This window comes from Nocardia yunnanensis, assembly GCF_003626895.1.
Taxonomy (GTDB): Bacteria; Actinomycetota; Actinomycetes; order Mycobacteriales; family Mycobacteriaceae; genus Nocardia; species Nocardia yunnanensis.
Genome location: NZ_CP032568.1, coordinates 4,449,429 through 4,473,478, shown reverse-complemented (window position 1 = coordinate 4,473,478; position 24,050 = coordinate 4,449,429). Strand labels below are relative to the sequence as shown.

Here is a 24,050-nt window from a genome sequence, read left to right as displayed (position 1 = left end):
CCGGTCACCGCGCGCTCCATCCGCCATCCATGGTGTAGGAGGCCCCGGTCACCATGCGGGCGGCGTCGGAGGCCAGCCAGCCCACCAGCGAGGCCACTTCCTCGGGTTCCACCAGTCGCTTGATCGCATTGTCGGTCAGCATGATTCGCTCCACCACCTCCTGCTCCGGAATCCCGTGGGCGGCGGCCTGATCGGCGATCTGCTTGTCCACCAGCGGAGTTCGCACATAGCCGGGATTGACGCAGTTGCTGGTCACCCCGTACGGGCCGCCTTCGAGGGCCGTCACCTTCGACAGTCCTTCGAGCGCGTGCTTGGCGGTCACGTACGCCGCCTTGAACGCCGAGGCCCGAAGCCCGTGCACCGAGGACAGATTGACGATCCGGCCGAACCCCTGCGCGTACATGTGCGGCAGGGCGGCGCGGGTGAGCAGGAACGGCGCCTCCACCATGAGCGCCAGCATGGTGCGGAAGCGCTCCGGGGGGAATTCGGTGATCGGGCTGACGGTCTGCACGCCGGCATTGTTGACCAGGATGTCGGTGGCGAGGGTCAGCTCCTCGAGCGCCGTCACGTCGGACAGGTCCACCTGCCAGGTGTGGCCGCCGAATTCGGCGGCCACCTTCTCCGCGCCCTCGCCGTCGATATCGGCGACGGTCACCTCCGCGCCGCGGGCGGCGAGTTCGCGGGCGCACGCCGCCCCGATCCCGCTCGCGCCGCCCGTCACCAGCGCCGTCCGCCCGCTCAGTTCGCCGTCCAGGGGTCGCTGTGTCATGCCGCCGTCACCTCCGTCGCCACTGCCTTCGAGGTCTGCTGGGCCGCAACGCTTTCCGCGTCGGCGCGGTCGACCGCCGCGAGGTCCACGCCCTTGGTCTCGCGGGCGAACACCACCGCGATCGCCGTCACCGCGGCCGCGCCCGCCAGATACCACGCGATCGGCACCGAGGACTTGTAGTCCTCGAGCAGCCGCACCGCGATGATCGGCGCGAGCGAACCCGCCACCAGCGAGGTCACCTGATAGCCCAGGGACACACCGGAATACCGCATGCGGGTGGGGAACATCTCGGCCATGATGGCCGGCTGCGCGGAGTACATCATGCCGTGGAAGACCAGGCCGATCACGATGGCGGACAGGATGATCGCGTTGTTCTTGCTGTCCATCATGGGGAAGGCGAAGAACCCCCAGGTGCCCGCCGCGAGCGCGCCCACCAGGTAGACGGGCCTGCGGCCGAAGCGATCCGAGAGCCGGCCGACCTGCGGAATGACCAGGAAGTGCACCGCGTGCGCGACCAGCAGCCACCACAGGATCACCTTGGTGTTGGCTCCGACGTGCACCTTCAGGTAGGTGATGGAGAACGTGACGACCAGGTAGTACATGATGTTCTCGCCGAAGCGCAGACCCATGGCGGTGAAAACGCCACGCGGATAACGCTTCAGCACCTCGAGCGCGCTGATCGAGGCCGCCTTCTCCTGTTCGGCCAGCCGCTGCGCGGCCAGGAAGATCGGCGCGTCGGTGATCTTGGTGCGCACGTAGTAGCCGATCAGCACCACCACCGCCGACAACCAGAAGGCCACCCGCCAACCCCACGACAGGAACGCCGCGTCCGACAGCGTCGAGGTCAGCGCCAGCAGCACCACCGTGGCGAGCATATTGCCCAGCGGGACCGCCGCCTGCGGCCACGACGCCCAGAACGCGCGGCTGCGGCTCGGACTGTGTTCGGCGACAAGCAGTACCGCGCCGCCCCATTCACCGCCGATGGCGAAGCCCTGCACGAAGCGCAGCACCACCAGCAGGACGGGGGCCAGGTAGCCGACCTGACCGAAGGTCGGCAGGCAACCCATCAGGAAGGTCGCCGCGCCCACCAGCACCAGGCTCAACTGCAGCAGCTTCTTGCGGCCGTGCTTGTCGCCGTAGTGCCCGAAGACGATGCCGCCCAGCGGGCGCGCCGCGAAACCGACGGCGTAGGTGATGAACGCGGCCAGGATGCCGTCGAGGTCATTGCCGCCCTGGGCGAAGAAGACCTTGCTGAACACCAGCGTGGCCGCGGTGCCGTAGAGGAAGAATTCGTACCACTCGACCACGGTGCCGGCCATGGACGCGGCGACCACGCGCCGCAGTCCGGCCAGCCCGCCGGTTGTCTCGCTCATCGCGCACTCCTTCACGCTCGGGCCGCCGCACCCCTCATCTGTGATGCGTCCCACATACTTCGATGCCAAGGAGTATTCGTGCACAGCGAATGCGATCGCAATGCCCAGTTCCGCAACCACAATCTGCAAGAATGCAGAAATGAGCGTGACCTCCGCCACAGGGCGACCGAGCGCCGACGATCTGCTGGTGTTGCTCGCGGTCGGGCGAACCGGACGCTACGTCTCGGCCGCAGAAGAGTTGGGCATCAACCACACCACCATCTCGCGGCGTATCGCCGCGCTCGAACAGGCGCTGGGCGGGCGGGTGCTGATTCGGGGCGCGGGCGGATGGGAGCTGACCGATCTCGGTCGCGAGGCGCTGGGCGCGGCCGAGGCCATCGAATCCGCGGTGCGCTCACTGACGTCCGACACCCCGGCGCTTGAAGGCGTGGTCCGCATGTCGGCAACCGACGGATTCAGCGCCTATGTGGCCGCACCCGCCGTCGCCGCCGTCCAGCGCCGGCACCCGAAACTCTCGGTCGAGATCGTCACCGCCACCCGGCTGGCCTCGCTACAACGCTCCGGCTTCGATATCGAAGTGGTGGTGGGCAAACCACAATTGCGGCGCGCTCGCGCGTTCGCGCTGGGCGACTACACGCTGGGACTCTACGCCTCGCACGGGTACCTGAGCGAGCATCCCGTGCCGCGCACGGTCGACGATCTGGCCGCGCACTCGCTGGTGTACTTCATCGATTCCATGCTCCAGGTCGACGATCTCGATCTGGCTCCCACCTTCGCTCCCGCCATGCGTGAATCCCTGTCCTCCACCAATGTTTTCGTTCACGTCGAGGCGACCCGCGCCGCCGCCGGGCTGGGGTTGCTGCCCTGCTTCATGGCCGACCGTCACGCGGATCTGGTCCGGGTGCTCCCGGAAATCGCTGTCCGGCTGACCTATTGGCTCGTCACCCGGCCGGAGACGCTGCGGCGGCCCGAAGTCGCGGCCATTGTCGAAGCCCTGCGCACCCAGGTCCGCGAGCACGGCGACATGCTCATGGGCACCTCGGGCGGCGACGGTGGGCAATCCATCGAGTACATCCAGCCGTGAGAGTCGTTGCCCGCGTGCCTGATCGGTCAGGGGCGGCTGTCGGCGAGGCGGGCCAGGTAGAGGCGGGTGGCGACGGATTCGAAAGGCTCGGTGAGGGGATCGCTGTAGGTGCGGGCGCCGCGCAGGGAGGCGGCGTCGGCGCGCGCCGCGTCGGCGAGCGCGCCCATGATGCCCGCCGAGCGCTGAATCGCCGACTTCTCGGCCCAGGCGAGATGCCGGATCGATTGCGGCAACACGTGTTCGCACGCCATTCGAACCGCCAGCTTGTCGACCGGATGGCCCGCACGGGTGCCGAACAGGGCTGGGGGCGCGAGGGTTTCGGCCAGTTCCCAGAAGCGGACGGTTTGGAAGGCGTGCACGATGCGGTCGGCGTGCGCGCCCAGTATGCGGGGGTAGAAGTCGGGGACGAGGCGGTCTCGCGTGAAATTGTGGGCGGATTCCTTGCGGATCATGCGGTCGAGTTCGACGGTCGCCGCGGGCGAATCGGTCGGGTGCGCAAGGGTTTTGCCGCCCGCGAAGATCGCGTCCGCGCCGCTGCCGCTGAGGATCGGGCCCGCAGTGCCCTCCAGCAGGGGCACGATCGCCAGCATCGGGATGGCGTAGGAGACCTCCCACAGCTCGGCGAGTTCGAGCCGGGTCATCGCCTCCTTGGCGAGGCCCACCACGGCCGGACCGTCGAGTCGGACGATCTCGTGCGCCAAGCCGAGCCCGGCGGCGACCGTGGCCGCGCTCACGTGATCGGTGCCTTCCGGCGTGGCCACGGTGATCGCGCGTGGCTTCCACCCCAGCTCGACGGCCGTGGCGGCCAGCAGGATCGAGTCGACGCCGCCGGACAGCAACAGCATCGGCTCCCCGGGCATGGCCTCGAACACCGCGCGGAGACGTTCCCGCGTTGCGGCCCCGATCGACTCCGCCGCATGTTCCGGATCGGTGATCCGCCGCGACTCCGGGGACGGTGCGGCGATATCGCGCAGTTCGGCGACGAAATGCATGGCCGCGCCCGGCTCGGTGGCCAGGACTTGCCGGTCTGATCGCCTCCGGGCTCGGCCCCATACGACGTCCTGAGCCCGTCCCACGTCACCCGTCCGTCCCACGGCGCCAGCCTAGTGGCCCCGCGAGCGCTCGATTCTCACAGCGGGCGCATAGGCGAGACCCATCGCCCACCGAGGCGCGGCCGGTTCCATGGAAACCGCGGCGGGCCGGACGGCCCGCTTACCCTCCGAGAAAGGTTCCGCGCCTTGACTTCCTCGTCCGTTCGTATTCGCAGATTGACCGCGCGACTGGCCATCGCCGGTGCGCTGACCGCCGTGCCGCTGGCCGCGCTCGCCATTCCGGCCTCGGCGTCGACCGACACCGGTGTCCCGGTGGTCAGCCAGATCGCCGACCCCGACTGGAATCACAATGGCGGCGATCCCGATCACCGTGGCGCCCAGGATCATCGCGGCGACCAGGATCACCGCGATCGCCCGGGTGACGGGGATCGCGGCCCGGATCAGCCGCAGCAGCCCTCGCCGCTGCCGTCGACCGGTTCCTTCGGCTAGACCGGCGGATCCGGCTCGGGTGGGGCGGCGGGCAGGTGGACTGTGAATTCGGTACGGCCGGGCGCGCTTTCGACGGTGATGTCGCCGCCGTGCGCCTTCACCACCGCCGCCACGATGGCCAGCCCGAGCCCGGTGCTGCCGGCGCGACGCGAACGCGACGAGTCGCCGCGCGCGAAGCGTTCGAAGACCTCCGGTTGCAGATCGGCCGGAATGCCCGGGCCGTTGTCGGTGACCCGCCACCGCGCCCCGCCGCGGCCGTCGCCGCTCAACGCGGTGGTGACGGTGGTGCCGGGGCCGGTGTGGGTGCGGGCGTTGGCCAGCAGGTTGGCCAGCACCTGATGCAGGCGCGCCGAATCGCCGGTGATCACGATGGGCTCGGGCGGCAATTCCAACTGCCACTTCAGATCCGGACCCGCCACATGCGCGTCGCTGACCGCGTCGACGGTCAGCTGGGTGAGATCCACCGGGGTCTGTTCGAGGCCGCGCCCGGCGTCCAGGCGAGCCAGCAGCAGCATGTCCTCGACCAGGGTCGACATGCGCCGGGATTCCGAATCTACGCGGCCCAGCGCATAGGCGACCACCTCGGGCACGTTGTCGCGTTCTCGTTGCGCCAGTTCGGCGTAACCGCGAATGGCGGTCAGCGGGGTGCGCAACTCGTGGCTGGCGTCGGCCAGGAAGCGGCGGACGCGGGTCTCGCTGGCGTGCCGGGCCTCCAGTGCGCTGGCGATGTGGTCGAGCATGCGGTTGACGGACGCGCCGAGCTGCCCGACCTCGGTGCGCGGGTCGGCGTCGGCGGGCGAAACCCGCACGGGCATGGTCACTTCGCCGCGATCCAGGCGCAGATCCGCGACCCGGGTGGCGGTGGCGGCGACGCGATCCAGGGGGGCGAGCGCGTGGCGGACCAGCCAGATACCCGCGGAGATCACGATCGCCAGCACCGTGGCGGTGACGATCACCAGCACCAGGAGAACGCGCATCAGGGTGGCGTCGACCGGGGCGAGCGGCAGGGCGGTGATCACCGTCTGGCCCGTCCAGGTCGTCGCCGACTCCACGCGATAGTGGCCCTCACCCGAAATGCTCAGCGTGACCGGCTTTCCCGTGGGCACGCCCGCGAGTTGCGCGCGGGCGGCGCCCGACAGCAGCGACTGGGAGCCGTCGGCGTGGACGCGGGCGGCACTGACGGACTTGTCGGTGTCGACCAGGGCGCCGATCGTATCCGGTTGGATATTGCGGCGATTCAGGAAGTCCGGGCCGGGACCGTAGTCCTGTTCGCTCACCGGCGGGGGCGGTCCGTGCTGGTCGAGCGGACGCGGGCCCAGCGCCGGGCCGCCACCCGAATCGCCGAGGGCGCGTTTGGCGGTTTCGTTCAGGCTCACATCCAGCTGGTGGACCAGGAACTGTTGCAGCGCAACCTCGGTCGCGATGCCGATGCCCGCGACGGCGACCACCAGCAGCACCGCCTGGCCCAGCAGCAGCCGGGCGCGCAGCGACCAGCGGCGGCGACCGGATGCGCGGGGTTCGGGCGGAGGCGTCGCGGGCGGAGTTGTCGTCGCGGGCGGGGTCATGTCGTGGGGCGGGTTCATGTCGTCGGGCGGGGTCGGCGCGGCGGCCGTCGGGGCTTCAACGGGCGGGTTTGAGGACATAGCCGGCCCCTCGCAGTGTGTGGATCATCGGTGCGCGACCGTTGTCGATCTTCTTGCGCAGGTAGGAGACATACAGTTCGACGATGTTGGAGCGGCCGCCGAAGTCGTAGCTCCACACCCGGTCGAGGATCTGCGCCTTGCTCAGCACGCGGCGCGGATTGCGCATGAACAATCGCAGCAGCTCGAATTCCGTTGAGGTGAGGGCGATGTCGACGCCATCGCGGGTCACCTCGTGACTGTCCTCGTCGAGGGTGAGATCGCCGACCACCAGCCGCGTGCACGCGTCCTCGGTGGCGACACCCGTGCGCCGCAGCAGCGACCGCAGCCGCAGCACCACCTCCTCGACGCTGAACGGCTTGGTGACGTAATCGTCGCCGCCGGCGGTGAGTCCGGCGATGCGGTCCTCGACGGTGTCCTTGGCCGTGAGCAGCAGCACCGGCAGATCCGGCAGCAGCTGCCGCACCCGATCCAGCACCTCCAGACCCGTCATGTCCGGCAGCATCAGATCGAGCACGGCCACATCCGGGCGCAACATTCGCGCCTTGTGGACCGCCGTGCGGCCATCCGCGGCCGTCTCGACCGTCCAACCCTCGTACCGCAGCGCCAAACTCACCAACTCGGCCAGGGCCGGCTCGTCGTCCACCACCAGCACCCGCAGCGGGCTGCCGTCGGCACGACGCATGGCGGCTCGCTCGATCGGGGCATTGCCCGAGGTCACCACTGACATCGTTACAGCGTCGGGCAGCCGACTGGGGCATGGCTGGGCCGAACCTATGTGTCCGCTGTGAAGGCTGTGCGCGGTCTGTGCCTCAGAGGACGGCGCCCACGTCGGTGGCGATCAGGCGGTCGAGGGCGCGCTCGGCGAGGGCGGCGATCGTCATCGACGGATTGCAGGCCGCGGTGGTGCCGGGCATGAGCGCGCCGTCGAGCACATAGAGCCCGGACTGACCCAGCACGCGGCCGTCGAGATCACAGACCGTGCCCATGCTCGCGCCGCCGAGCGGATGCCAGGTGGAGGGAAACGCGGCATTGGTGTCGAGCAGGGTGCTCGACGGGCCCGCGATGCGATGCGCGGCGGGGCCGATGTGCTCGTTCTGGATGCCGGCGTCGCCGTCGGCGGGCCAGTGCAGGGTCGCGGCGTCGGCGGCTGTGTCGTAACGGAATTCGCCGCGGTCGGCGCTCGCGCCGTAGCCGACCATCATGGTGCTGTGGGCGTCCATGGACAGGGGTGGGATGGAGGCTTGGATGAGGGTGTGGGCGGTGGCCGGATCGTCCCAGTTGAGGCTGCCGTAGACGACGGGACCGCCTTGCGCGGGGCCGAAGTCCTCGGTGGGAGCGGTCCAGACGTAGATGCGGTCGGCGTTGGTGCCCCAGCCGCGGCCGAGTTCGGCTGGCAGATCAGGGATCTGGCCCTTTCCGGCCGCGCGCACCAGCAGGCGGGTGGTGTTGAGGCTGCCCGCGGCCAGCACCAGCGCGCCGGTGGTGAGGATCTTGTTCTCCAGGACCGTGCCCGCCGCATCGGTGCGGTTCACGTGCACGATCCAGCGGCCGTCGGGGGCGCGCTCGATATCGGTGACCTCGTGCAGGGTTTCGATGGTGACGCGGCCGGTGGCCTCGGCGGCCGCGAGGTAGGTGACGTCGACGGTGTGCTTGCCGCCGTTGTTCACGCCCAGCGAGCCGTCGCCGTTGGTGTAGGAGGGGGTCATCTCGCCGCGGAGTTCGGCGAGTGCGTAATTCCAGTCGATGGGCATGGGGATCTTCGAGACCGGCAGTCCGGCGTCGCGGGCGTGCTGCGCGAAAACCCTTGCCGCCGTGTAATTCTTGGAGGCGATCAGCTCGTCCGGCGCGACCGCCAGACCCAGCATGCGCGCGACCCTCGGGTAGTAGACGGTATCGAGGGCGTGCCAGTCGAAGCCGTCCGGGAAGTGGGTCGCGAACACCTCTTCCGTCGGCTGTAGTGACATGCCCTGATAGACAAGCGATCCCCCGCCGAGACCGGCCGCACACAGGGCGGTCATGTTCTCCCCCGGCACCGCTTCGACCAATCCGGCATACGGCTCGAAAGCCACTGGCCTGCCGAACAGTTCGGGGCTGGAGCGATGCCACAGAATGCGTTTGTCCGGTGCGGTGGCGCGCGGGAAGGTTTGGGCGTTCGGGCCCGTGGGCCAGCGCAGGCCGCGCTCGAGCAGCAGCACCGGCACACCCGCCTGGGCCAGCCGCAGCGCCGTCACGCCGCCGCCGAAACCGGAGCCGATGACCACGACGCGGTGTTCCTCGCGGGTCAGCTCAACCCTGTTGATACGGGCGGCGATTCCGGCGCGGGCGGCGGGCGCGGTCGCGAGCACGGCGGCCGCGACGGCTCCGGACAGCAGGGAGCGACGCGAGATATCTGACATTTCACACCTTGAAAAAGAAAAGGGGCACCGGGAATTCCGGTGAATTCAATCGATCGCGCAGCCGGACAACGGCTTGTCGTTCAGCCGGTCCACCAGATAACCGAGGGCGCTGTCGGTGCCGAATCCGTCGAGGAGTTCCGGGCCGAAATGATTGGGGATCGTGGCGCCGGGAAGAATCGGGGGCAGCTCATCGGTCCGGAAGGTGACCGTGGCACCGGATCGGCACCAGTCGGTCGCCAATTGCCGCGCCTGACCGTAGGGGACGGTGTCGTCATTGCGGCCGCTGGTGATGAGCACCGGGCTGGCGGGTGTGAGTGAGCCGATGCGCTGCTGGCGCAGAATGTCCTGCACCGCCGGAATTTCGCGCATGTGGTCGACCAAGGGCCGGTGGTCGACGGTGTATTCGTTGGTTCGCAAGAACGGATGCCGGGCGATCACATCACCGATGCAATCGTTCGACAATTCCTGCAGCAGGCTCTTGCCGGCCGGAGTCATGCGCGCGTCGAGCTCCGGTCGTAGCGCCGGGTAACGGTCAAGGAAGCCGTTGAGCGCGAAGCCGACCGCGCCGCCGATCAAACTGCCCTCGATGCGGTCGAGGATCGCCGCCAGATCCGCGGTCGGCGCACCCGCCCACGTGCCCTTCACATTCAACTCCGGCGCGTATCCCGGCTGCATCTCCGCCGCCGCGGCGCTCGCGCCACCGCCTTGCGAGTAACCCCAGAACGCGAGCGGCGTGCCGGATCCACTGTCCGACAACCGATTCGCCGCGCGGGCCGCGTCCAGCACGGCATGCGCTTCCTCGATCCGGTTGGCGTAGGTGTGAATTCCCGGGGTCCCCATCCCGATGTAGTCGGTGACGAACACCCGCGCGCCCAGCGCGTTCCACGCGAACGCGGACTGCGCCTCCTGATTGGCGGAGAACGTCGGCGGCGTGAGGTTCGCGTAGATCCCCGTCGGGAAGGCCAGCGACAGCGCGCACTGATCGCCCTGACCGACCGTGCCCGGCGCGATCACCACCGTCGGACGCGGTCCGCTCCCCCGCCACGGCTGCGACGCCTCGATGAACGTCCCGCTCACGGCCACGGGCGCGTCGTCCTGGGTGCGCGAGGTGTACATGACCCGCTGCGCCGGCAGCGGCCAGCTGCCATCCGAACCGGGCGCCACCGCATAGATCGACATGCCCTCCGTCTTGATGACCGCGCCCGGCGTCGCATCGAATTGGCTTGGCGGGTAATAGAAATCATCCACCGGTTCGGCGGCGGCACGCGGGGCCGCCATTCCGGCGGCGACCACAGTCACCGCCACCGCGATCTTGACGAGGCTGATCGGCCGCGACCTGGCCGCCGAATTCCGCTGACGAGGCATCGAGCTCTTTCCTACTTCGCCCCACACGATGAGTAACCCGGTTACTCGAGTAACGGGGTTACCGTAGCGGCATGGCCAGGGAAACGGAAGAGGTGATCCGGGCGCGCATCGTGCACGAGGTGCGCGGCCTGCTGGAATCCGACGGCTACGACGCCGTCCAGCTGCGCGAGGTCGCCCGCCGCGCCCGCGTCTCCCTCACCACCATCTACAAACTCTTCCCCACCCGCGACGAGCTGCTGATCTCCGCCCTCGAACGCTGGATGGAAGACAACACCTACGCCCCCATGTCACCCCCGCCGCCCGGCGAATCCGTCCACGACGGCCTGGTCCGCGTCATCCGCCACGTCTTCTCCCCCTGGGAACAGCACCCGCTCATGCTCGAGGCCTACCACCGCGCCCGCACCGGCCCCGCCGCCGCCCGCCTCGACAACCACGGCCTCGACGCCGTCTTCCCCATCGCCGCCGCCGTCCTCTCCGGCGCCACCCCCACCTACCTCGCCGACATCGCCGTCATCCTCTCCAACATGACCTACGCCCTCCTCGCCCAATGCGCCGACGGCACCCTCACCGTCCCCGAAGTCCTCCCCATCCTCGAACGCACCATCCACCGCCTCACCACCAACAACGAACCCGAAGCCACCGCCGCCCTCCACCACCGCACCCCCACCCCCGTCTCCCCCCTCAGCCCCGACGTAGCCGCCCCCTTCCGCCGCACCCCGGATTCCCCTGCGCCAGACCAACCTTGACCCCTAGCTCCCCCGCCCTCCGGTCCACCCACACGCCGACAACCAGCCGATTTGGAGTTTCAGGGGGTACCTGGGGTAATCTCGTCGAGCACGAGCGAGAGCGAAATGCAACGGGCTGTGGCGCAGCTTGGTAGCGCACTTGACTGGGGGTCAAGTGGTCGCAGGTTCAAATCCTGTCAGCCCGACCAGGTGGGGGGCGGTTTTCCGCCCCTCCTGGTTCTCTTTTGTGGACCAATTGTGGACCACAGCACCATCCACAGGACCTACGGGACTGTCGGGCACAGGTGTATTCAACAGGTTCATCGCACGCTTCGGCGGCGAGATCCGAGTCACTGAGAATGGCCTCTTCAGGCCAGCTTTTTCACATCCCACATGGGGTTTGCCGGGCGATCGCTCGCTGCTTCCAGCGGGTCCTATCCTTCTGATGTCTCCCGCCCGAGGGAGTTACCGGAAGGGGGTTCGCCATGGACGATGCCGCCCACGAACGTTCGCTGCTGAGCCAGCACATGTACACGACCGGCGAAGTCGCCCGGATTCTCGGGGTGGACGCCTCGACAGTCCGTCGGTGGCGGCGCAGTGTGCCCGTCGAGGGGCCGGGCTTCATTCAGATCTCCGAACGCGTCGCAAAGTATCCCGAGAGCGATCTCGAGGCATACCTCGCCGCACGCCATATCGTTCCCACAGCGTGATCGCCTGCCTCTCAACGGAGGTGGCGCGTCATGGCTGATTCGGTATCGACACCCATCGGAATCAAACTCTCCACTGATATCGAGGTACTCCACCGCGCCAAGTCGGGCAAGCCATTCCGCGCCCGCGTCCGATGGACCGATCCACACACTGAGGTGATCTCATCAACTTCGGTGTGTGCTTGAGGGATTCGGGCATTCGGGAGTTTCGGGACTTGCCCGGTCATGGGCGTGGAGTCCCAGGTAGACCGGTTTTCTCCCACAGAATTCCGATGCCTGAAGGACTCCACGTGATCGCCTATCGTGCCATGCTCGACGTGTCTCGGGAGCTGGTCTGCCATGTTTCGCGGTTGCTGGCCGCCCAACGGCGAGCCCGGGGCACCCGCCGCGGTGCCCGGGCGCTGACACCGTTTCGGCAGGCGATGTTCGTGCTGGCCTGGTTCCGTAAACGCGAGGACATCGCGGTGCTCGGTGCCGGGTTCGGTATCAGCCGCGCCACCGCCTACCGCTATCACGGCGAGGCGATCGACGTGCTCGCCGCCCAAGCCCCCGACCTGCACGAAGTCCTGCACCACGCGCACGAGCAAGGTCTGACCCACCTGAACTTGGACGGCAAACTGTTTCGCTCCGACCGCTGCGCCGAACAGACCACCAGCGTGAAAGGCGAATCGATCGACGCCTGGTATTCGGGCAAAGCCCACGCCCCCGGAGCCAACCTGCAAGCACTCACCGGACCCGACGGCTTCCCGCTGTGGATCTCCGACGCCGAACCCGGCTCCACTCACGACATCACCGCCGCCCGCACCCAGGTGCTCGGCGCATTGTGCTGGGCCGCGGCACATCTGAACCTGCCCACCCTCGCCGACGCCGGCTACGACGGCGCCGGGATCGGGGTGCATACCCCGGTCAAGAATTCCGCCGACGGCCGCGACCTCGATATCGACACTCGCACCCGCAACAGATTGCTACGCGGGCTGCGTTGCCTGGCCGAACGCGGTTTCGCCCTACTCACCGGACGCTGGCGCGCCCTGCGCCACTTCACCACCAGCCCCGAGAAAATCGGCGACATCGTCAAAGCCGCACTCGTACTCACCCATTTCGAACACGGCCGACACCAATGAAAGTCGCTGAGATCACCTCACTACATGCCATATCCGATTCCCGGAATCGTGTGACTGAGCGCTGCGCTTTGTCACCGGGGCTGATGTCCCACAGGGCAGTAATCGCGGAGTTCAAGGGTTCTGTCATTGTCAGAATCTAGCCGAACGGTTGCCTGGTGCGCTTCAGCCGTACTCGACGATCAAGGCGAGCAAGCGGGGCCCTTCGCGTTTGCCCTCGACGGGGTCGGCGAGCAGTTCGTCGTGAATAATGCGCCCGAACCCGTGGAACAACGCCCGCACCTCATCAGCTGACCGCGGGTGGAAATCGAGGCCAAAGGTTTTGTACTCAGCGGCAACTGGCATCGAGGTCATGGTTCGGAAGGATCCGCCAATCCCAACGCCCTGCGGGCGGCGAGCAAGCCGCGGTCGAAGGGCGGATACCAGCTGATGGGGAACGCCGATTGCTGTGCTTGCCTGGTCAGTGCCTCGTAGAGTGCCATGGCGTCGTGGTGTCGCCCGGCGGTGAGGTACGCGCATCCGAGGTGATAGGCGTAGGTCTGGTCGGGGAACAAGCGGTCTGGAATCAGTTCCGTCAGATCGTCTGGCAAGGGGCGATAGGTTGGTCGGTTTTGCGAACCCGAGACTGTCGGCGGTATGAGAGGTGCTGCCCGGGACTCGAAAAGCGCGATTCCCTCGTCGAATCGCCCGGCTGCCAGATACGAATAGCCGAGACAGAGTTCGGCCTGCTGGACGAAGGCGGGCACCCATCGGGCGGCACCGTATCCGAGTGCGGCTTCGGCGGCCGCGATGGCGTCCTCGAACCTCTCGGCGAAGAGATACACCCGGCACAGGTACAAGCGGGCGACCGCGATTCGCCGGTCGTTCCAGCGATAGTCCCCCCACAATGTCGGCACGCTTCCGGGCTCGTCGAGATTCTCACGCACCAGATATCGCTCACAATCGCCGAACACTTGCTCGACTCGCACCACGGCGACCTCGGCGGTCACGGCGGCCAAGTGCGTCGCGGCGAGCAATCGCGCCTCCAGGACCACGGCCACCACATCAGCGACCGTGCTGAAGTCCGTCACCGCTTTCCACACGGTCTCGAGATGGCCGACGATCTCGTCGATCAGGTCGGGATGGTCCCGAGGCGACTCGATGTCGGCGAGGACCCAGCGCAGTACGCGAGCGACCCACAACGCGCTCAGGACACGTTGTCCGTCGACGAGTTCGGATTCCCGCAGGGCCCTGGCCAACAATGGCTCGATAATCAGCTGTGTCCCACCGTTCGGACAAGACAGCAACGCTGCCTCGGTGCAACTCTCGGCGGCCGCGATCAACTTCGGTTGGATGCGCCCGAACCGGTCGAATAGTTCGCTGCTGACCGTCCGCGGCCAGAGCACCGCGTATAGATCCAGTAGCGAGGAGGTGAAACCCGAGGCGCTGGTGGCGGCCACCGCTCGGCTGGCAAGAACCAGTGCGGCTTTCGCGTAGCGTTCGCCATCGAATCGCGCCGCCAAGGCCTGCGTCAGACGCTGTGGTCGGACGGTGGCCAGGTGCGTATCGAGCAGCTTCAAATACTGCTGGTGATGTGTGAGGTCCGAACGCAACTGAATTGTCGTCACGGCGGCGGCCAGCGCCGCAGGGTGATAGCACAAACGCGCTGCGACAGTCGCTGATCCAGCAGCTCCGAACGAGGTTCGTGCGGTCAGCAACGCGACCGCCTCGGCACGGCTCAGAACCGCGGGCTCGGCGGAAACGGTTGCGGCAGAGGGCCGGTCAGTTCGGTGCGGGTGGCCGAAATCGGCACCTGCGCGGTGTCCAGCGAAGTATCGCGGCTCCAGTTCTCGGGTCAGACGATCGACGAGATGGCGAGCCGCGCCGGACCAATCGGCTTCGACCGCCTGTTTGGGCACGAACACTTCGTAGTTCGCTCGCACATCCCGGAGCAGGTCGCGGCGGCGACGTGAAAGCTCCCCGGGCTGATATCCCGTCGCCCGACGGCGCAACCACCGATATCCAAACCCCAGGAGCTCGTTCGCGCCCATGAGCACCACCACGCCCACGCATGTGTATAGAAGCATCGCCAGCATGTCCACTCCTCCGTCCACCATCCGTGCTCGATCCATCATCGCGGGCCCGCTGACCACTCCGGACCAGGCAGACCCCGCTGGCGAGCATGCCTGCCGGCGCTTAAAGATCTCTTGCCGTCTGCTGGTTCGACAAAGGGGCCAGTGCGACAGCGTGAAAATCGCCCCCACCGGTGACCCGCGCTGAGGCAACTCCAACAGGCCTCATGTAAGAACTCGCGCTCGGCCAAGAACGTGTCGAGGAGGTCGAACAGGACCTCGAGCACACGTGATTCCTGCTCGGGCGTGAGGGCTTCCGCGCGGTCGTGATCCGGTAGCGCGATCAATTCGATCAGCGCCCACCATGCGAGGCTGTTCTGGTGGCCTATGTGGTTGGCGATCAGCCACTCGTGGAAACCGTCCAGCAGTGGTCTTCCGCTGCGACGGCTGGCCGCGTCGTAGCCGTTCAAGAAACTGGTGACACCGCGGACGTCGGGGCGACCGATGTACATGCCGCTGCGCCTGGCGAACAGCGCGACGAACTCACGCTCGGTGAGATCGTTCGGGTCAACCACGCCTCGCCCGTTGACCGTCACTGTCCCACCCCGTAGTTCGGACGATCGGAACTCTCGTACACCACCGGCCTACCTCACCACGCTGACATCCTGTGCCCCACCCTTCATGGCCCATTGATTTCACGCGCCCTGATCGACGTATCGTTCGGGCATGACGGCAGTTCAGCTCCCGCGCTTGGCAGAGGTTTTTCCCGGCCTGGCCACCGAGGTCACCGAGCTGTTGGTGGACGAGGACGCTCGACTTGCCCGGACAATCCAGGATCTGCGGTTCTATGGCCGGTGCACATGCACGCCCACCTGTCCGGTCCTGTTGACGGCACCGGTCGGCTCGCCCAGCCCGGGAATCATTGTGCTGGAACGCGATGGCGAGACGATCGCCTTGCTGAATTTCGATCCCGAACAGAGGTCGGTCACCGGGATCGAAGTACTCGATGGCCGTGATCTGTCCGTCCCATCTGCTTGAAATCGACACGACCGGTTGACCTTCCGCCGTACTGCGCTGGTCGGTTCGGTCAGCGCTATCCGCGGCAGATGAGTGCGTTGTACGAACCGCAATGGGGTCTGCCTATTCGCCCCAGATGGTGACGATATCCCTGCCTGCCTTCTTGGCCTCCCCACAACACCAGACGTATTGCTCAACCTCGTTAACCAGATCCGGATCCATGGCATTGACCACGGCAGTATCAACGGCCTCCCACCGGGTGACCGTAAGAACACAGTCCTCTTTGCTCCAGTAGCCGCCACCCGCCGCGACATCCAGAAGGCCGGTCTCGGGCAGCCCGAGTAGGCGTGGGTACCGATCCAAGGCGTCGTACGTTTCGATCGCCCGGCGGCCGGTCCGGGGCGGCCGGAAGATCAATAACATTCGGCCCCAGCGATCTTCGAGGCCGACCGTGGCCGCTTCGCTCAGCGCGGGAGCCAGAAGAGTGCGTTTCCGAGCAATCGAGCCGGCTGCCCAGCGGAAAGTCGTTCCAGCCGATCAGGCCGGGGGGAGATAGTTGGCCAGTGCGGTCGCCACACGGGTCACCTCGACGCAGGAATCCCCTCGCCCGCTGGTGGCCATTCCCGCGTCGAGCTTCGGGCCGACGGCGAAGCGGGCGCTCCCGCCCGGAATCGCGAACAGGACGTCGCACTCACCGTCAACCGCATTGTTACGCATCCGCACTGCCTGCCGCCCCCCGATGACGAGGTTCTCCCGACCGGTGTAGGTGTTGTTGTTCAACTCCTGATCGAAATCGATGCCGCCGGCACCCACGTCGGCGAGGTACCAGCTGCCGCCCCAGTCGCAGATGTGGTACGTCGTGAACTGCACGACGCCTTTCTCCTTGGACGTCGGATCCAGCCCGGCCGCCGTCACGGCGGCGTCTGGGAGATCTTTACTGTCACACGGATTCCACCGGCTTGGCGCCGCCACGGCGGACGTCGCTGCTCCGGGCGCGGTCGAGGCACCCATGGTGGCAGGAGCCGAAGTGTCGGGGGAGTGCGAACACGCCGTCAACCCCACAACAGACATAGCGGCTATCAGTCCGACCTGTCTGCGAAACACGCCCATTACAGTCCTCCCCGCGCGCCGGAGGAACCAGCGCATGATGTAACCACGGCACTGCCGCCGATCCAGATCTTAGCGTGTCGACCTGTCGGGAACGCCCGCAACTCCGGTCCCGGACGCAGTCGGTTCGAATGACACCCCGAAGGGCGCCCTGTGCTCGGAAGTTGCGGACATCCTGCGCCGCAGTCGATCTCGCCGCGCGTAACGAGCGCCCAGCGGCATGAGAGTGCACGGGACAGGCGGTCACTTCGGGCGACGAAGCTCGATCGCGCCAAGACGACCTTCTTCTCCAATATCAGCCACGAGTTCCGCACCCCGCTGACGTTGATGATGGGTCCGGTCGCCGAACTGCGCGCTGCGGTCGCCGACGGCAGGGTCGGACCCGACCGGTGGCAGGCGGAGCTGGACCTGGTGCACCGCAACGGGGTTCTGCTGGGCAAGCTGGTCACAACCCTGCTGGACTTCTCGCGTATCCAGGCGGGCCGGATGCAGGCCGCCTACGAGCCGGTGGATCTGGCCGTCGTGACGGCCGAACTCGCGGCGGTGTTCCGTTCCGCGATGGACCGCGCTGGGCTCACCTACCTCGTCGACTGCGATTCCTCGACCTGCCCGATCTACGTCGATCGGGAAATGTGGGAGGAGATCGTCCTCAATCTGCTGTCGAACGCGTTGAAATACACCCTGTCCGGCACGGTCACGGTAACTGTGCGCGACGTAGGCGGCGCGGCGGAGCTGTGCGCGAGCGATACCGGTGTCGGGGTGCCGGCGGACGAACTGCACCCCCGAACAGGGCGCGGCAATCGCGATTCGCCTCGCGACCCTTCCCGATAACGAACCGACCGGTGGACTCTTCGACGACGCCGGAACAGTGCCCTGGTTGTAACACTATTCGTTGCGGCCCTGCTGGAGGCGCTCGGCGCCGACTGGCTGACCGCGGGTGGCGGAGGAGAGCACCAGGAGGACGAGGATCAGGAACGGCAGTTCGGTGATAGCGACGAACTGGCTGTCGGTGAAGTTGAAAAGCTGGGTGAAGCACAGATTCACGAACAAGGCCGCCTTCAGCAGCCGGATCGCGGTCTGTCGGCGACGCCGCCAGCACACCGCCCCCGTCACCGTGAATACGGCTTCGACGGTCCGCGTGACCGCCGCCGCGATGATCGCGCCGCCGTCGTGCCCGGGGTCCGCGGATCCGCCGGCCAGCAGCGGGACCGCTTGAGAAATGAAGACGACGTCGATCGCGATCCGCGATACCACGAACAGAGCGACGACGACCGAGACGAACAACGGCTGCGTGACGAGATGCCGCGCCGCAGTCAGCAACCGCTGCGCTCGGGTCCGGAAAGCGTTGCGGCCGAGCCTGGTCGGCGACAGTTCGGCGAATCGCCGGACGGCGTGCGCCGCCTCGCCGTCGTCACCGTCGAGCAATTCCAGAATCGCCGTGCGTTGTGCCGGGGTCAGCCCCTCGGCCGGTCCGGTGGCCGCGATCGCGGCGGCGGCGGACAATCTGGCGCCGGCGGACATCGTGCGCGGGGTGCGGGCCGTGGCCGTGATGACGACAAGAATGGCGAAGAGCACGTAGATGACGGCGGCGGCGGGCCGAAAGAAATAATCGTTCGACTGCGTGATGAATTTGCCGACTTCGTCGATGAACAACCCCAGGCCGATACCTCCCGAGAGCGCAGTGACCCGAAGGCACACAGTACCGGTGAACGTGAGCGAAACGATCAAACCGGCAAGCATGAGCAAACCGCCCCACAGCGCATGCGCGATATGCAGCGTTCCGTTACCGACCTTCGGGTACCCGGTGGCGGCGAGATACAGGCGCGTGACGAGCACTGTGGTCATGCCGGCGACCCACAGCAGCTGAAGGTTCGCGCCACCATCGCTCATCCGCACCCACTGCCGATTCGCGAATCCCACCCCGCTCACACGACCGCTCGCAAATCTCTCCGCCATCCCGCCTCCGATTTCCACGCCACCCATTCCGGCCCGGACGCACGCGATACGAGTCTGTATGCACAATCGTGCCGGCCGGATGCTGGTGAACGACACGCTACCGCGGCGGGCTAGCGTGCGGTCCCGTCCTGAGTGATCCCGCCATCGCCGTAGCGTCGGTCGAGGTACGAACCAGCGTGGTACAGAAGCGCCCCGACCACGACGCCGGCCCCGCCGACTTCGACATTCTCTGCGGCGTCGTCCCGGTCGGCGTGTTGTTTCGCGAGTAGCTCCGCACGCGTGCCGTTCTTGCCCCCGCCGACGCCGATACAGACGTCACGGTCCCCCATCACCTGGCCGTCGCATTCCGGCTCGGCATCCGGATCGGTGAAAAGATTCAGGACACCCATTATCAAGAAGATGAACGCAATTACACCCAAGGCGAGGCCGCCCAAAGACATCAATGTCAGCATCACGCTACGTACCTGCCGCAATTCCGGCCCTTTCTTGTCACAGCGTCGAAGTCGCGAATCAGGCGAGAACACTGCTGATTCATCGCTACCCTACCGAACGCGAAACAGCCGCCACCGGATCCCTGGGCCGACCGTCGACAGAAACGCTGAACCGGACCGTAACCGAAGTCGGCTACCACCGTCTCGGTGTTGTCCGACACCTACATACGTAGGCGCGGCACCCACACCCGACGGGGGCGCCGCGGCGTGTGTGCGAACCTATCCATGCGATTCATTCATGTCAGATATGCGACACTCTGGCTTGTCGCATATCTCGACGCTCCCTACTGTCGGAGGTGTGAGTGCAGCAGCGAACAAGAAATTGATCGAGGACATCTTCGAGCAGATGTCCCAGGGCGATACCCGGGCGATGAGAGAGGCCATGGCCGACGACTTCCGCTGGACCTTTCCGGGGAACTGGTCCTGGTCGGGCACCTGGGAGCCGAAATCGGTGGTGCTGAACGAACTTCTGCGGCCGCTGATGACCCAGTTCACCGAATACCGCAGTGCGGCCGACTTCGTGATCGCCGAAGATGACCGCGTCGTCGCCCAGGTCCGCGCACATGCCCGCACGACCCGGGGGGAGCCGTACGAGCAGACCTACTGCTTCATCTTTCGGATCGCGGACGGTCGACTCACCGAGGTGATCGAACATTGCGATACCGCGCTGGTCGAGCGGGTGCTGCAACGGGTCGGCGGCTAGCGCCGACGCCTGAAGGCCGGGTCGGTCCCGGCCTGCCACCGTCCCAAGGCCTCAGCCGACACCCTGGCTGTATTTCGCGAGACCGAGGAGTGCCCGGACAGCGCCATCGGCATCGGCGGACAACCGGACGTGCCTCGTGGTCAGGTCTCACCGCGTCCGCGACCAGCCGATACTTTGCCGCCCTGGAGCGTGCGGGGCACCTCGCGGTAGAACCTGATCCCACGACTCCCGCACGTTCCTCGCGCGAGTGACCGAAGAAGGTCGCGCGGAGATCAACACCACGATCCAGGCCGGAGCGGCCGTGTTCGCGGACGTCATCGTCGACTGGTCGGACGCGGACGTGTCCACCGCCCTGACTCTGATCACCCGGCTCAACCAAGCCTGGGCGCAGCGCGGCGAGATATACGGTGCCAAGCCCCCGCTCGGCACCGGGCCCCGGTGGCTCCGAGCGCGAGTTCGGGGAACACCCCGAAAAGAGGAAGACTAGACATGCAACGATCAGCTCAGGTCATGACATTGCGAATACCGACGTCCGTCAGGCGGCGCGGGTACTGCTGGCCGCCGTAGCGATCAGCCATGTGGTCGTGCCCGTGTTGATGAGCGTCGACCAGAGCGCCCTGCGCAACCAGATCGCAACCCAGCACCCCGATTTCGGCGCGGCCGAGGTTGCCCGGTCAGCCGCCATCGCCGTGACCTCCGGAGCCGTCTTCCACGGCATCCTCCTGTCGCTGTGCGCACTGCTGGTGTGGAAACTGGCCACCGCGCGGCCGTGGACACGTCAACTCGCCACGGTGTCCCAGCTGCTGTCCGTGGTGTTCAGCGTCGTGTCCTGGTCGTCCTCGCCAATGTTCCACACCGTCATCCCGATCATCTGCGCCGCGCAGATACTCACCGTCGCACTGCTCTGGTTCCCCGCTACAGCGAGGGAATTCTTTGCCGAGCGCTCTTGAACACACGCTTCTGTCGCGAGGACGGTGTTTCGACCGTGCTGACCGGCGAAGAGAGACGATCGGCCACCCCTGGGCTCGACCTTGCACCGTGGCTTCCGCTGCTAGGCCGTGTTTTGAAAGTGGGTGGTGTGGAGGGGGGCGGCGAAGCGGCACCCCTCCACACTCGAGCTGGAGAGGGTTGTCCGCGTTGGCGAATGGGTGAGGTCTCCGGTAGATGGTTCAGCGACGAAGAAGAACCTGAATACCGGAGACCTCGTGGCCAGCGTAGCGGTGGCGGGGCGCGCGGACCTGAGCGACGCCCAATGGGCGCGGCTGGGACCGTTGCTGCCTCTCGGGAAGAAGGCGGGCCGCCCGCCGAAACGGACGAAGCGGCAGCTCATCGACGGGATCCGGTGGCGGATCCGATGTGGGAGCCCGTGGCGGGATGTGCCCGACCGATACGGGCCGTGGCAGACGATCTACGGGTTGTTCCGCCGTTGGCAGCGGGCCGGGGTGTGGGCGTTCATCTTCAAGGCGGTGCAGGTCTTCGCCGACGCGCAGGGCCGCATCATCTGGGATGTCAGCGTGGATTCCACGATCGCTCGTGCGCATCAGCACGCCGCCGGTGCGCGCCGTGATGGCGGTGAGCAGGCCGAACCGCCCGGCGGGGTGGAGATCGAACCCGATGATCACGCCCTGGGACGTTCTCGTGGTGGCTGGACGACCAAGACGGATCTGGCGTGTGAGCAGGGCCGTAAGACGATGTCGATCGTGCTGACCGCCGGGCAGCGAGGCGACAGCCCCCAGTTCACCGCGGTTCTCGACGGCATCGCCGTACCTCGGCTGGGACCAGGTCGGCACGCACACGCCCGGACAATGTGCGCGCCGACAAGGCCTACAGCTCTGCCGGCAACCGTGCTCACCTGCGCAAGCGGGGGATCAAAGCGACGATCCCGATCAAGAAGGATCAAGCCGCCCACCGCAAGAACAAGGGCTCGGCCGGGGGCCGTCCGCCCGCATTCGATGCCGAGGACTACAAGCTCCGGCATGCGGTGGAGTGCGGAATCAACCTTCTCAAGCAAAAACGCGCTGTCGCAACCAGATACGACAAACTCGCCGTCCGCTACCTTGCTGTCGTGCGCATCGCGGCCATCGACTACTGGCTGTGACCGGTGTGGGCGGGCTCCCGCCCGCCCACACCGACTTATGAAACACGGCCTAGCAGCGGGCCCGAGTTCTGGCTCTGGCGCCGCCATGGGCGCGAAAACATCGGCGCCTCGCGCTGGTGGGCAGACGTATTCAGGCGCGGCCTGCCCGGGTTCCGTCCGAGATCACGTGCGGCTGGGACGACGGCGGTAGATCTGCCGCAGGACACCGCCGCCAACGTCCTCGTTGACGGCGAGATCGAGATCGAACGGCGTCGCCTGCGCATTGAACAGTCGCCGGCCCGTTCCCAGCACCGTCGGGAAGATCATCAAGCGGAACTCGTCGACCATGCTGGAAGCGATCAGCTGATCGACAACGCTGCCGCTGCCCAGGACGAGGACGTCCTGGCGCTGCAAGCGCTCACTGACCGCCGCGGCCAGCTCACCGTGGACCAGGGTCGAGTTCGACCACGCGCTGACGTCGCGCAGCGAGCTGGAGACCACCAGCTTCTCCATGACGTTCATCTGTGTGGAGAACGTGTCGTCGCGGGAGGAAAAGATCCGCCCGAACAGCTCCCAGGTCGTGCGACCCAGCAGCTGAACAGCAGTGTCCAGCACCGGGCCGAGCCGGAACTTGTCACCGGCGACTGGGGTCGGGCCGTACCGAAAGGCCCAGCCGCCACCGGCCGTACCGCCGGAGCCGTCTGGGTCTTGCATGAGCCCGTCGACGGTGACGAATTCGGCAACGATGACCTTGTACATGTGGTGGTCCTTGTTGTTGATATTGGGTGTACTGCTGGTGGTGATCGGTCGCTGGCTCCCGAGGGCGCTGACCGGTAATTACCGTTGCGGTCCCGCAGTGCGGGCCAGGACAGGCGGGCCGGTGACCGCAGGTTCGGCCTGCCTGGGCGGGTGTTTGGGTTGGCTCCTGTGCGGGGCGTCAGCGGGGCAGAGCCGGATTTCGATGCAGGAAGCCGAGGCTGCGCAGACAGTGCGGCTCACCGAGCTGCACACGAAGTCACCGCCGGCCCTCTGCCTGTTCAGGCTTCCGAGTACTTCAGGTGCCGGAAGAAGAATCGAGCCGCGTCCTCGCCTGCGAACGAGGGAACACCCGTGTGTCCGCCCAGGTTGGCCTGCAACGTCTTTTCTGCCGAGCCGAACGCGTCGAACAGCTCCAGCGCCCGCTGGCGGTCGTTGCCCTCGTCGTCCCATTGCAGCAGCACGTGCAGCGGGATGGTGACGTGTCGGGCTTCCTCGACGATGCTGCGAGGTATGTAGCTTCCGGCGAAGAGCCCAGCGGCTACGACGCGCGACTCGACGTTCGCCAAGCGAGTGCCGATGGCGATGACACCGCCCGAGTAGCCAACCGGTCCGCCGAATTCCGGCAGCTCCAGCAGCGCATCCAAGACGGCTTGCCACTCGGGGACGGCGAGGTCGACCAACGGGAGGATGAACGAATCGATGACGTCGTCGCCCGGCAACCCGCCAGCTGTGACCGTCTCGCGCACGGCAGCGCGGGCCTGCTCGATAGCCGGGATACGCGGCCGGTCACCGTTGCTCGGCAGCTCGATAGTGACCGCGCTGAAACCGAGATCAGCGGTGGCCCGGGCTCGCGCCAGCAGTCGGGGGTACATCGGGCCCAAGCCGCCGGGGTGGGCGAGAAGGACGAGCGGTAAAGGCGCCCACGTCTTTGCAGACGCTGGCATCCACAGGAATCCAGGTATGTCGGCGAGGGTGAACGCTCGCTCGACGAGTCCGGGATCCGGCCGTCGTTCGGAGAGAAAATGCATGGTCGTGCCTTTCGAAAGCGCTGGTATATGGCGCTCCCGGGCGACCTATCGCCCGACCATGACCCCTGCGAGGAGCACCCACGTCGTTCCGTTCATGGGTCTCACCTCCTCCGTCATGTGCACGGCTGTCTCGACGGTAG

The 24,050-nt window shown here is 66.9% G+C and carries 27 protein-coding genes and 1 tRNA gene; 12 read left to right on the top strand and 16 right to left on the bottom strand.

The window, feature by feature from the left end; translation table 11 throughout:
- Positions 1–4: 4 nt before the first annotated feature.
- Both D7D52_RS21075 and D7D52_RS21070 read right to left on the bottom strand, forming a co-directional pair.
- Complete coding sequence (locus tag D7D52_RS21075) at positions 5–769, bottom strand: 3-hydroxybutyrate dehydrogenase (protein ID WP_120738908.1); 765 nt, start codon at positions 767–769, stop codon at positions 5–7.
- On the bottom strand, positions 766–2,142 hold the full coding sequence (locus D7D52_RS21070; protein WP_120738906.1) for an MFS transporter: 1,377 nt from the start codon (positions 2,140–2,142) through the stop codon (positions 766–768). Before D7D52_RS21070 ends, D7D52_RS21075 begins: the two co-directional genes overlap by 4 nt.
- A 139-nt stretch (positions 2,143–2,281) precedes the next feature.
- On the opposite strand from D7D52_RS21070, the gene D7D52_RS21065 reads away from it, so the two are divergent.
- The gene (locus tag D7D52_RS21065; protein WP_246023200.1) at positions 2,282–3,226 is read left to right on the top strand and encodes a LysR family transcriptional regulator; all 945 of its coding nucleotides are present in this window, start codon (positions 2,282–2,284) and stop codon (positions 3,224–3,226) included.
- Between the two features lie 26 nt (positions 3,227–3,252).
- Here D7D52_RS21065 and D7D52_RS21060 read toward each other — a convergent pair whose 3' ends face one another.
- Positions 3,253–4,320 (bottom strand): asparagine synthase-related protein, encoded by a 1,068-nt coding sequence (locus tag D7D52_RS21060; protein WP_162958452.1) that lies wholly within the window; start codon positions 4,318–4,320, stop codon positions 3,253–3,255.
- Positions 4,321–4,464: 144 nt separating this feature from the next.
- Here D7D52_RS21060 and D7D52_RS21055 point away from each other — a divergent pair, with 144 nt between their 5' ends.
- Positions 4,465–4,767, top strand: coding sequence for a hypothetical protein (locus D7D52_RS21055; RefSeq protein WP_120738900.1), 303 nt, complete (start codon positions 4,465–4,467; stop codon positions 4,765–4,767).
- Here D7D52_RS21055 and D7D52_RS21050 read toward each other — a convergent pair.
- The 4 genes from D7D52_RS21050 to D7D52_RS21035 form a co-directional block, all read right to left on the bottom strand.
- On the bottom strand, positions 4,764–6,350 hold the full coding sequence (locus tag D7D52_RS21050) for a sensor histidine kinase (RefSeq protein WP_425464688.1): 1,587 nt from the start codon (positions 6,348–6,350) through the stop codon (positions 4,764–4,766). The two genes, D7D52_RS21055 and D7D52_RS21050, sit on opposite strands and share 4 nt — an antisense overlap.
- Positions 6,351–6,387: 37 nt before the next feature.
- Entirely contained in the window at positions 6,388–7,092 is a 705-nt protein-coding gene (locus D7D52_RS21045; protein WP_187703215.1) for a response regulator transcription factor, read from the bottom strand.
- A gap of 127 nt (positions 7,093–7,219) precedes the next feature.
- Complete coding sequence (locus D7D52_RS21040) at positions 7,220–8,806, bottom strand: GMC oxidoreductase (RefSeq protein ID WP_187703019.1); 1,587 nt, start codon at positions 8,804–8,806, stop codon at positions 7,220–7,222.
- A 45-nt stretch (positions 8,807–8,851) separates the two neighbouring features.
- Positions 8,852–10,171, bottom strand: a complete 1,320-nt coding sequence (locus D7D52_RS21035) for an alpha/beta fold hydrolase (RefSeq protein WP_120738896.1) — start codon at positions 10,169–10,171, stop codon at positions 8,852–8,854.
- 71 nt (positions 10,172–10,242) lie between these two features.
- On the opposite strand from D7D52_RS21035, the gene D7D52_RS21030 reads away from it, so the two are divergent.
- The 4 genes from D7D52_RS21030 (at position 10,243) to D7D52_RS21015 (ending at position 12,724) form a co-directional block, all read left to right on the top strand.
- The gene (locus D7D52_RS21030; protein WP_120738894.1) at positions 10,243–10,917 is read left to right on the top strand and encodes a TetR/AcrR family transcriptional regulator; all 675 of its coding nucleotides are present in this window, start codon (positions 10,243–10,245) and stop codon (positions 10,915–10,917) included.
- A 111-nt stretch (positions 10,918–11,028) separates the two neighbouring features.
- Positions 11,029–11,105: transfer RNA gene (locus D7D52_RS21025), tRNA-Pro, on the top strand.
- Positions 11,106–11,381: 276 nt separating this feature from the next.
- Positions 11,382–11,606, top strand: a complete 225-nt coding sequence (locus tag D7D52_RS21020) for a helix-turn-helix domain-containing protein (protein ID WP_120738892.1) — start codon at positions 11,382–11,384, stop codon at positions 11,604–11,606.
- Between the two features lie 287 nt (positions 11,607–11,893).
- Positions 11,894–12,724 (top strand): transposase family protein, encoded by an 831-nt coding sequence (locus D7D52_RS21015; RefSeq protein ID WP_425464557.1) that lies wholly within the window; start codon positions 11,894–11,896, stop codon positions 12,722–12,724.
- A 162-nt stretch (positions 12,725–12,886) separates the two neighbouring features.
- On the opposite strand, the gene D7D52_RS21010 is transcribed toward D7D52_RS21015, so the two are convergent.
- The 3 genes from D7D52_RS21010 to D7D52_RS21000 are packed head-to-tail and all read right to left on the bottom strand — an operon-like array spanning position 12,887 to position 15,368.
- Positions 12,887–13,075, bottom strand: coding sequence for a hypothetical protein (locus D7D52_RS21010; RefSeq protein WP_120738890.1), 189 nt, complete (start codon positions 13,073–13,075; stop codon positions 12,887–12,889).
- On the bottom strand, positions 13,072–14,796 hold the full coding sequence (locus tag D7D52_RS21005; protein ID WP_162958451.1) for a hypothetical protein: 1,725 nt from the start codon (positions 14,794–14,796) through the stop codon (positions 13,072–13,074). The genes D7D52_RS21010 and D7D52_RS21005 overlap by 4 nt, the downstream gene beginning before the upstream one ends.
- Positions 14,797–14,831: 35 nt before the next feature.
- Entirely contained in the window at positions 14,832–15,368 is a 537-nt protein-coding gene (locus D7D52_RS21000) for a hypothetical protein (protein ID WP_120738886.1), read from the bottom strand.
- 130 nt (positions 15,369–15,498) lie between these two features.
- Between D7D52_RS21000 and D7D52_RS20995 the strand changes: the two genes are divergently transcribed.
- Positions 15,499–15,810 (top strand): hypothetical protein, encoded by a 312-nt coding sequence (locus tag D7D52_RS20995; protein WP_120738884.1) that lies wholly within the window; start codon positions 15,499–15,501, stop codon positions 15,808–15,810.
- A gap of 102 nt (positions 15,811–15,912) precedes the next feature.
- On the opposite strand, the gene D7D52_RS20990 is transcribed toward D7D52_RS20995, so the two are convergent.
- Together D7D52_RS20990 and D7D52_RS20985 are read right to left on the bottom strand one after the other, a co-directional pair.
- The gene (locus D7D52_RS20990; RefSeq protein WP_120738882.1) at positions 15,913–16,212 is read right to left on the bottom strand and encodes a hypothetical protein; all 300 of its coding nucleotides are present in this window, start codon (positions 16,210–16,212) and stop codon (positions 15,913–15,915) included.
- A gap of 114 nt (positions 16,213–16,326) precedes the next feature.
- Positions 16,327–16,860, bottom strand: coding sequence for a DUF3558 domain-containing protein (locus D7D52_RS20985; RefSeq protein WP_162958450.1), 534 nt, complete (start codon positions 16,858–16,860; stop codon positions 16,327–16,329).
- Between the two features lie 189 nt (positions 16,861–17,049).
- Here D7D52_RS20985 and D7D52_RS20980 point away from each other — a divergent pair, with 189 nt between their 5' ends.
- Positions 17,050–17,727, top strand: coding sequence for a sensor histidine kinase (locus D7D52_RS20980; RefSeq protein ID WP_120738878.1), 678 nt, complete (start codon positions 17,050–17,052; stop codon positions 17,725–17,727).
- A 54-nt stretch (positions 17,728–17,781) separates the two neighbouring features.
- Here the strand turns inward: D7D52_RS20980 and D7D52_RS20975 are convergent, their stop codons facing one another.
- Positions 17,782–18,786 (bottom strand): hypothetical protein, encoded by a 1,005-nt coding sequence (locus D7D52_RS20975; protein ID WP_162958449.1) that lies wholly within the window; start codon positions 18,784–18,786, stop codon positions 17,782–17,784.
- Between the two features lie 176 nt (positions 18,787–18,962).
- Positions 18,963–19,307: a hypothetical protein gene (locus D7D52_RS20970; RefSeq protein WP_162958448.1), complete on the bottom strand. Its 345-nt coding sequence runs from the start codon at positions 19,305–19,307 to the stop codon at positions 18,963–18,965.
- A gap of 334 nt (positions 19,308–19,641) precedes the next feature.
- Between D7D52_RS20970 and D7D52_RS37895 the strand changes: the two genes are divergently transcribed.
- The 4 genes from D7D52_RS37895 (at position 19,642) to D7D52_RS20945 (ending at position 22,144) form a co-directional block, all read left to right on the top strand.
- A complete protein-coding gene (locus D7D52_RS37895) occupies positions 19,642–20,046 on the top strand; it encodes a nuclear transport factor 2 family protein (RefSeq protein ID WP_162958447.1) in 405 nt (134 codons plus the stop codon).
- A 247-nt stretch (positions 20,047–20,293) separates the two neighbouring features.
- A complete protein-coding gene (locus tag D7D52_RS20955) occupies positions 20,294–20,533 on the top strand; it encodes a hypothetical protein (protein WP_120738870.1) in 240 nt (79 codons plus the stop codon).
- Positions 20,534–20,624: 91 nt separating this feature from the next.
- Positions 20,625–20,996, top strand: coding sequence for a hypothetical protein (locus D7D52_RS20950; RefSeq protein ID WP_120738868.1), 372 nt, complete (start codon positions 20,625–20,627; stop codon positions 20,994–20,996).
- Between the two features lie 270 nt (positions 20,997–21,266).
- A protein-coding gene (locus D7D52_RS20945; protein WP_425464687.1) for an IS5 family transposase occupies positions 21,267–22,144 on the top strand; the annotation gives its coding sequence in 2 pieces (ribosomal slippage) (positions 21,267–21,834 and positions 21,834–22,144; 879 coding nt in all).
- 162 nt (positions 22,145–22,306) lie between these two features.
- Here the strand turns inward: D7D52_RS20945 and D7D52_RS20940 are convergent.
- Together D7D52_RS20940 and D7D52_RS20935 are read right to left on the bottom strand one after the other, a co-directional pair.
- Positions 22,307–22,882: a dihydrofolate reductase family protein gene (locus tag D7D52_RS20940; protein WP_120738866.1), complete on the bottom strand. Its 576-nt coding sequence runs from the start codon at positions 22,880–22,882 to the stop codon at positions 22,307–22,309.
- A gap of 278 nt (positions 22,883–23,160) precedes the next feature.
- Positions 23,161–23,910 carry an alpha/beta hydrolase family protein gene (locus tag D7D52_RS20935; protein ID WP_120738864.1) on the bottom strand — a complete coding sequence of 250 codons (750 nt, stop codon included), beginning with the start codon at positions 23,908–23,910 and terminating at the stop codon, positions 23,161–23,163.
- Positions 23,911–24,050: the final 140 nt, after the last annotated feature.

Coding starts and splice junctions, on each gene's coding strand:
- D7D52_RS21040 (WP_187703019.1), bottom strand. CDS start 8,806: ATGTCAGATATCTCGCGTCGCTCCCTGCTGTCCGGAGCCGTCGCGGCC.
- D7D52_RS21035 (WP_120738896.1), bottom strand. CDS start 10,171: ATGCCTCGTCAGCGGAATTCGGCGGCCAGGTCGCGGCCGATCAGCCTC.
- D7D52_RS21010 (WP_120738890.1), bottom strand. CDS start 13,075: ATGACCTCGATGCCAGTTGCCGCTGAGTACAAAACCTTTGGCCTCGAT.
- D7D52_RS21005 (WP_162958451.1), bottom strand. CDS start 14,796: ATGCTGGCGATGCTTCTATACACATGCGTGGGCGTGGTGGTGCTCATG.
- D7D52_RS21020 (WP_120738892.1), top strand. CDS start 11,382: ATGGACGATGCCGCCCACGAACGTTCGCTGCTGAGCCAGCACATGTAC.
- D7D52_RS20940 (WP_120738866.1), bottom strand. CDS start 22,882: ATGTACAAGGTCATCGTTGCCGAATTCGTCACCGTCGACGGGCTCATG.
- D7D52_RS20975 (WP_162958449.1), bottom strand. CDS start 18,786: ATGAGCGATGGTGGCGCGAACCTTCAGCTGCTGTGGGTCGCCGGCATG.
- D7D52_RS20985 (WP_162958450.1), bottom strand. CDS start 16,860: ATGTCTGTTGTGGGGTTGACGGCGTGTTCGCACTCCCCCGACACTTCG.
- D7D52_RS20995 (WP_120738884.1), top strand. CDS start 15,499: ATGACGGCAGTTCAGCTCCCGCGCTTGGCAGAGGTTTTTCCCGGCCTG.
- D7D52_RS20990 (WP_120738882.1), bottom strand. CDS start 16,212: ATGTTATTGATCTTCCGGCCGCCCCGGACCGGCCGCCGGGCGATCGAA.
- D7D52_RS21070 (WP_120738906.1), bottom strand. CDS start 2,142: ATGAGCGAGACAACCGGCGGGCTGGCCGGACTGCGGCGCGTGGTCGCC.
- D7D52_RS21065 (WP_246023200.1), top strand. CDS start 2,282: ATGAGCGTGACCTCCGCCACAGGGCGACCGAGCGCCGACGATCTGCTG.
- D7D52_RS21030 (WP_120738894.1), top strand. CDS start 10,243: ATGGCCAGGGAAACGGAAGAGGTGATCCGGGCGCGCATCGTGCACGAG.
- D7D52_RS21050 (WP_425464688.1), bottom strand. CDS start 6,350: ATGAACCCGCCCCACGACATGACCCCGCCCGCGACGACAACTCCGCCC.
- D7D52_RS20935 (WP_120738864.1), bottom strand. CDS start 23,910: ATGCATTTTCTCTCCGAACGACGGCCGGATCCCGGACTCGTCGAGCGA.
- D7D52_RS21075 (WP_120738908.1), bottom strand. CDS start 769: ATGACACAGCGACCCCTGGACGGCGAACTGAGCGGGCGGACGGCGCTG.
- D7D52_RS21045 (WP_187703215.1), bottom strand. CDS start 7,092: ATGCGTCGTGCCGACGGCAGCCCGCTGCGGGTGCTGGTGGTGGACGAC.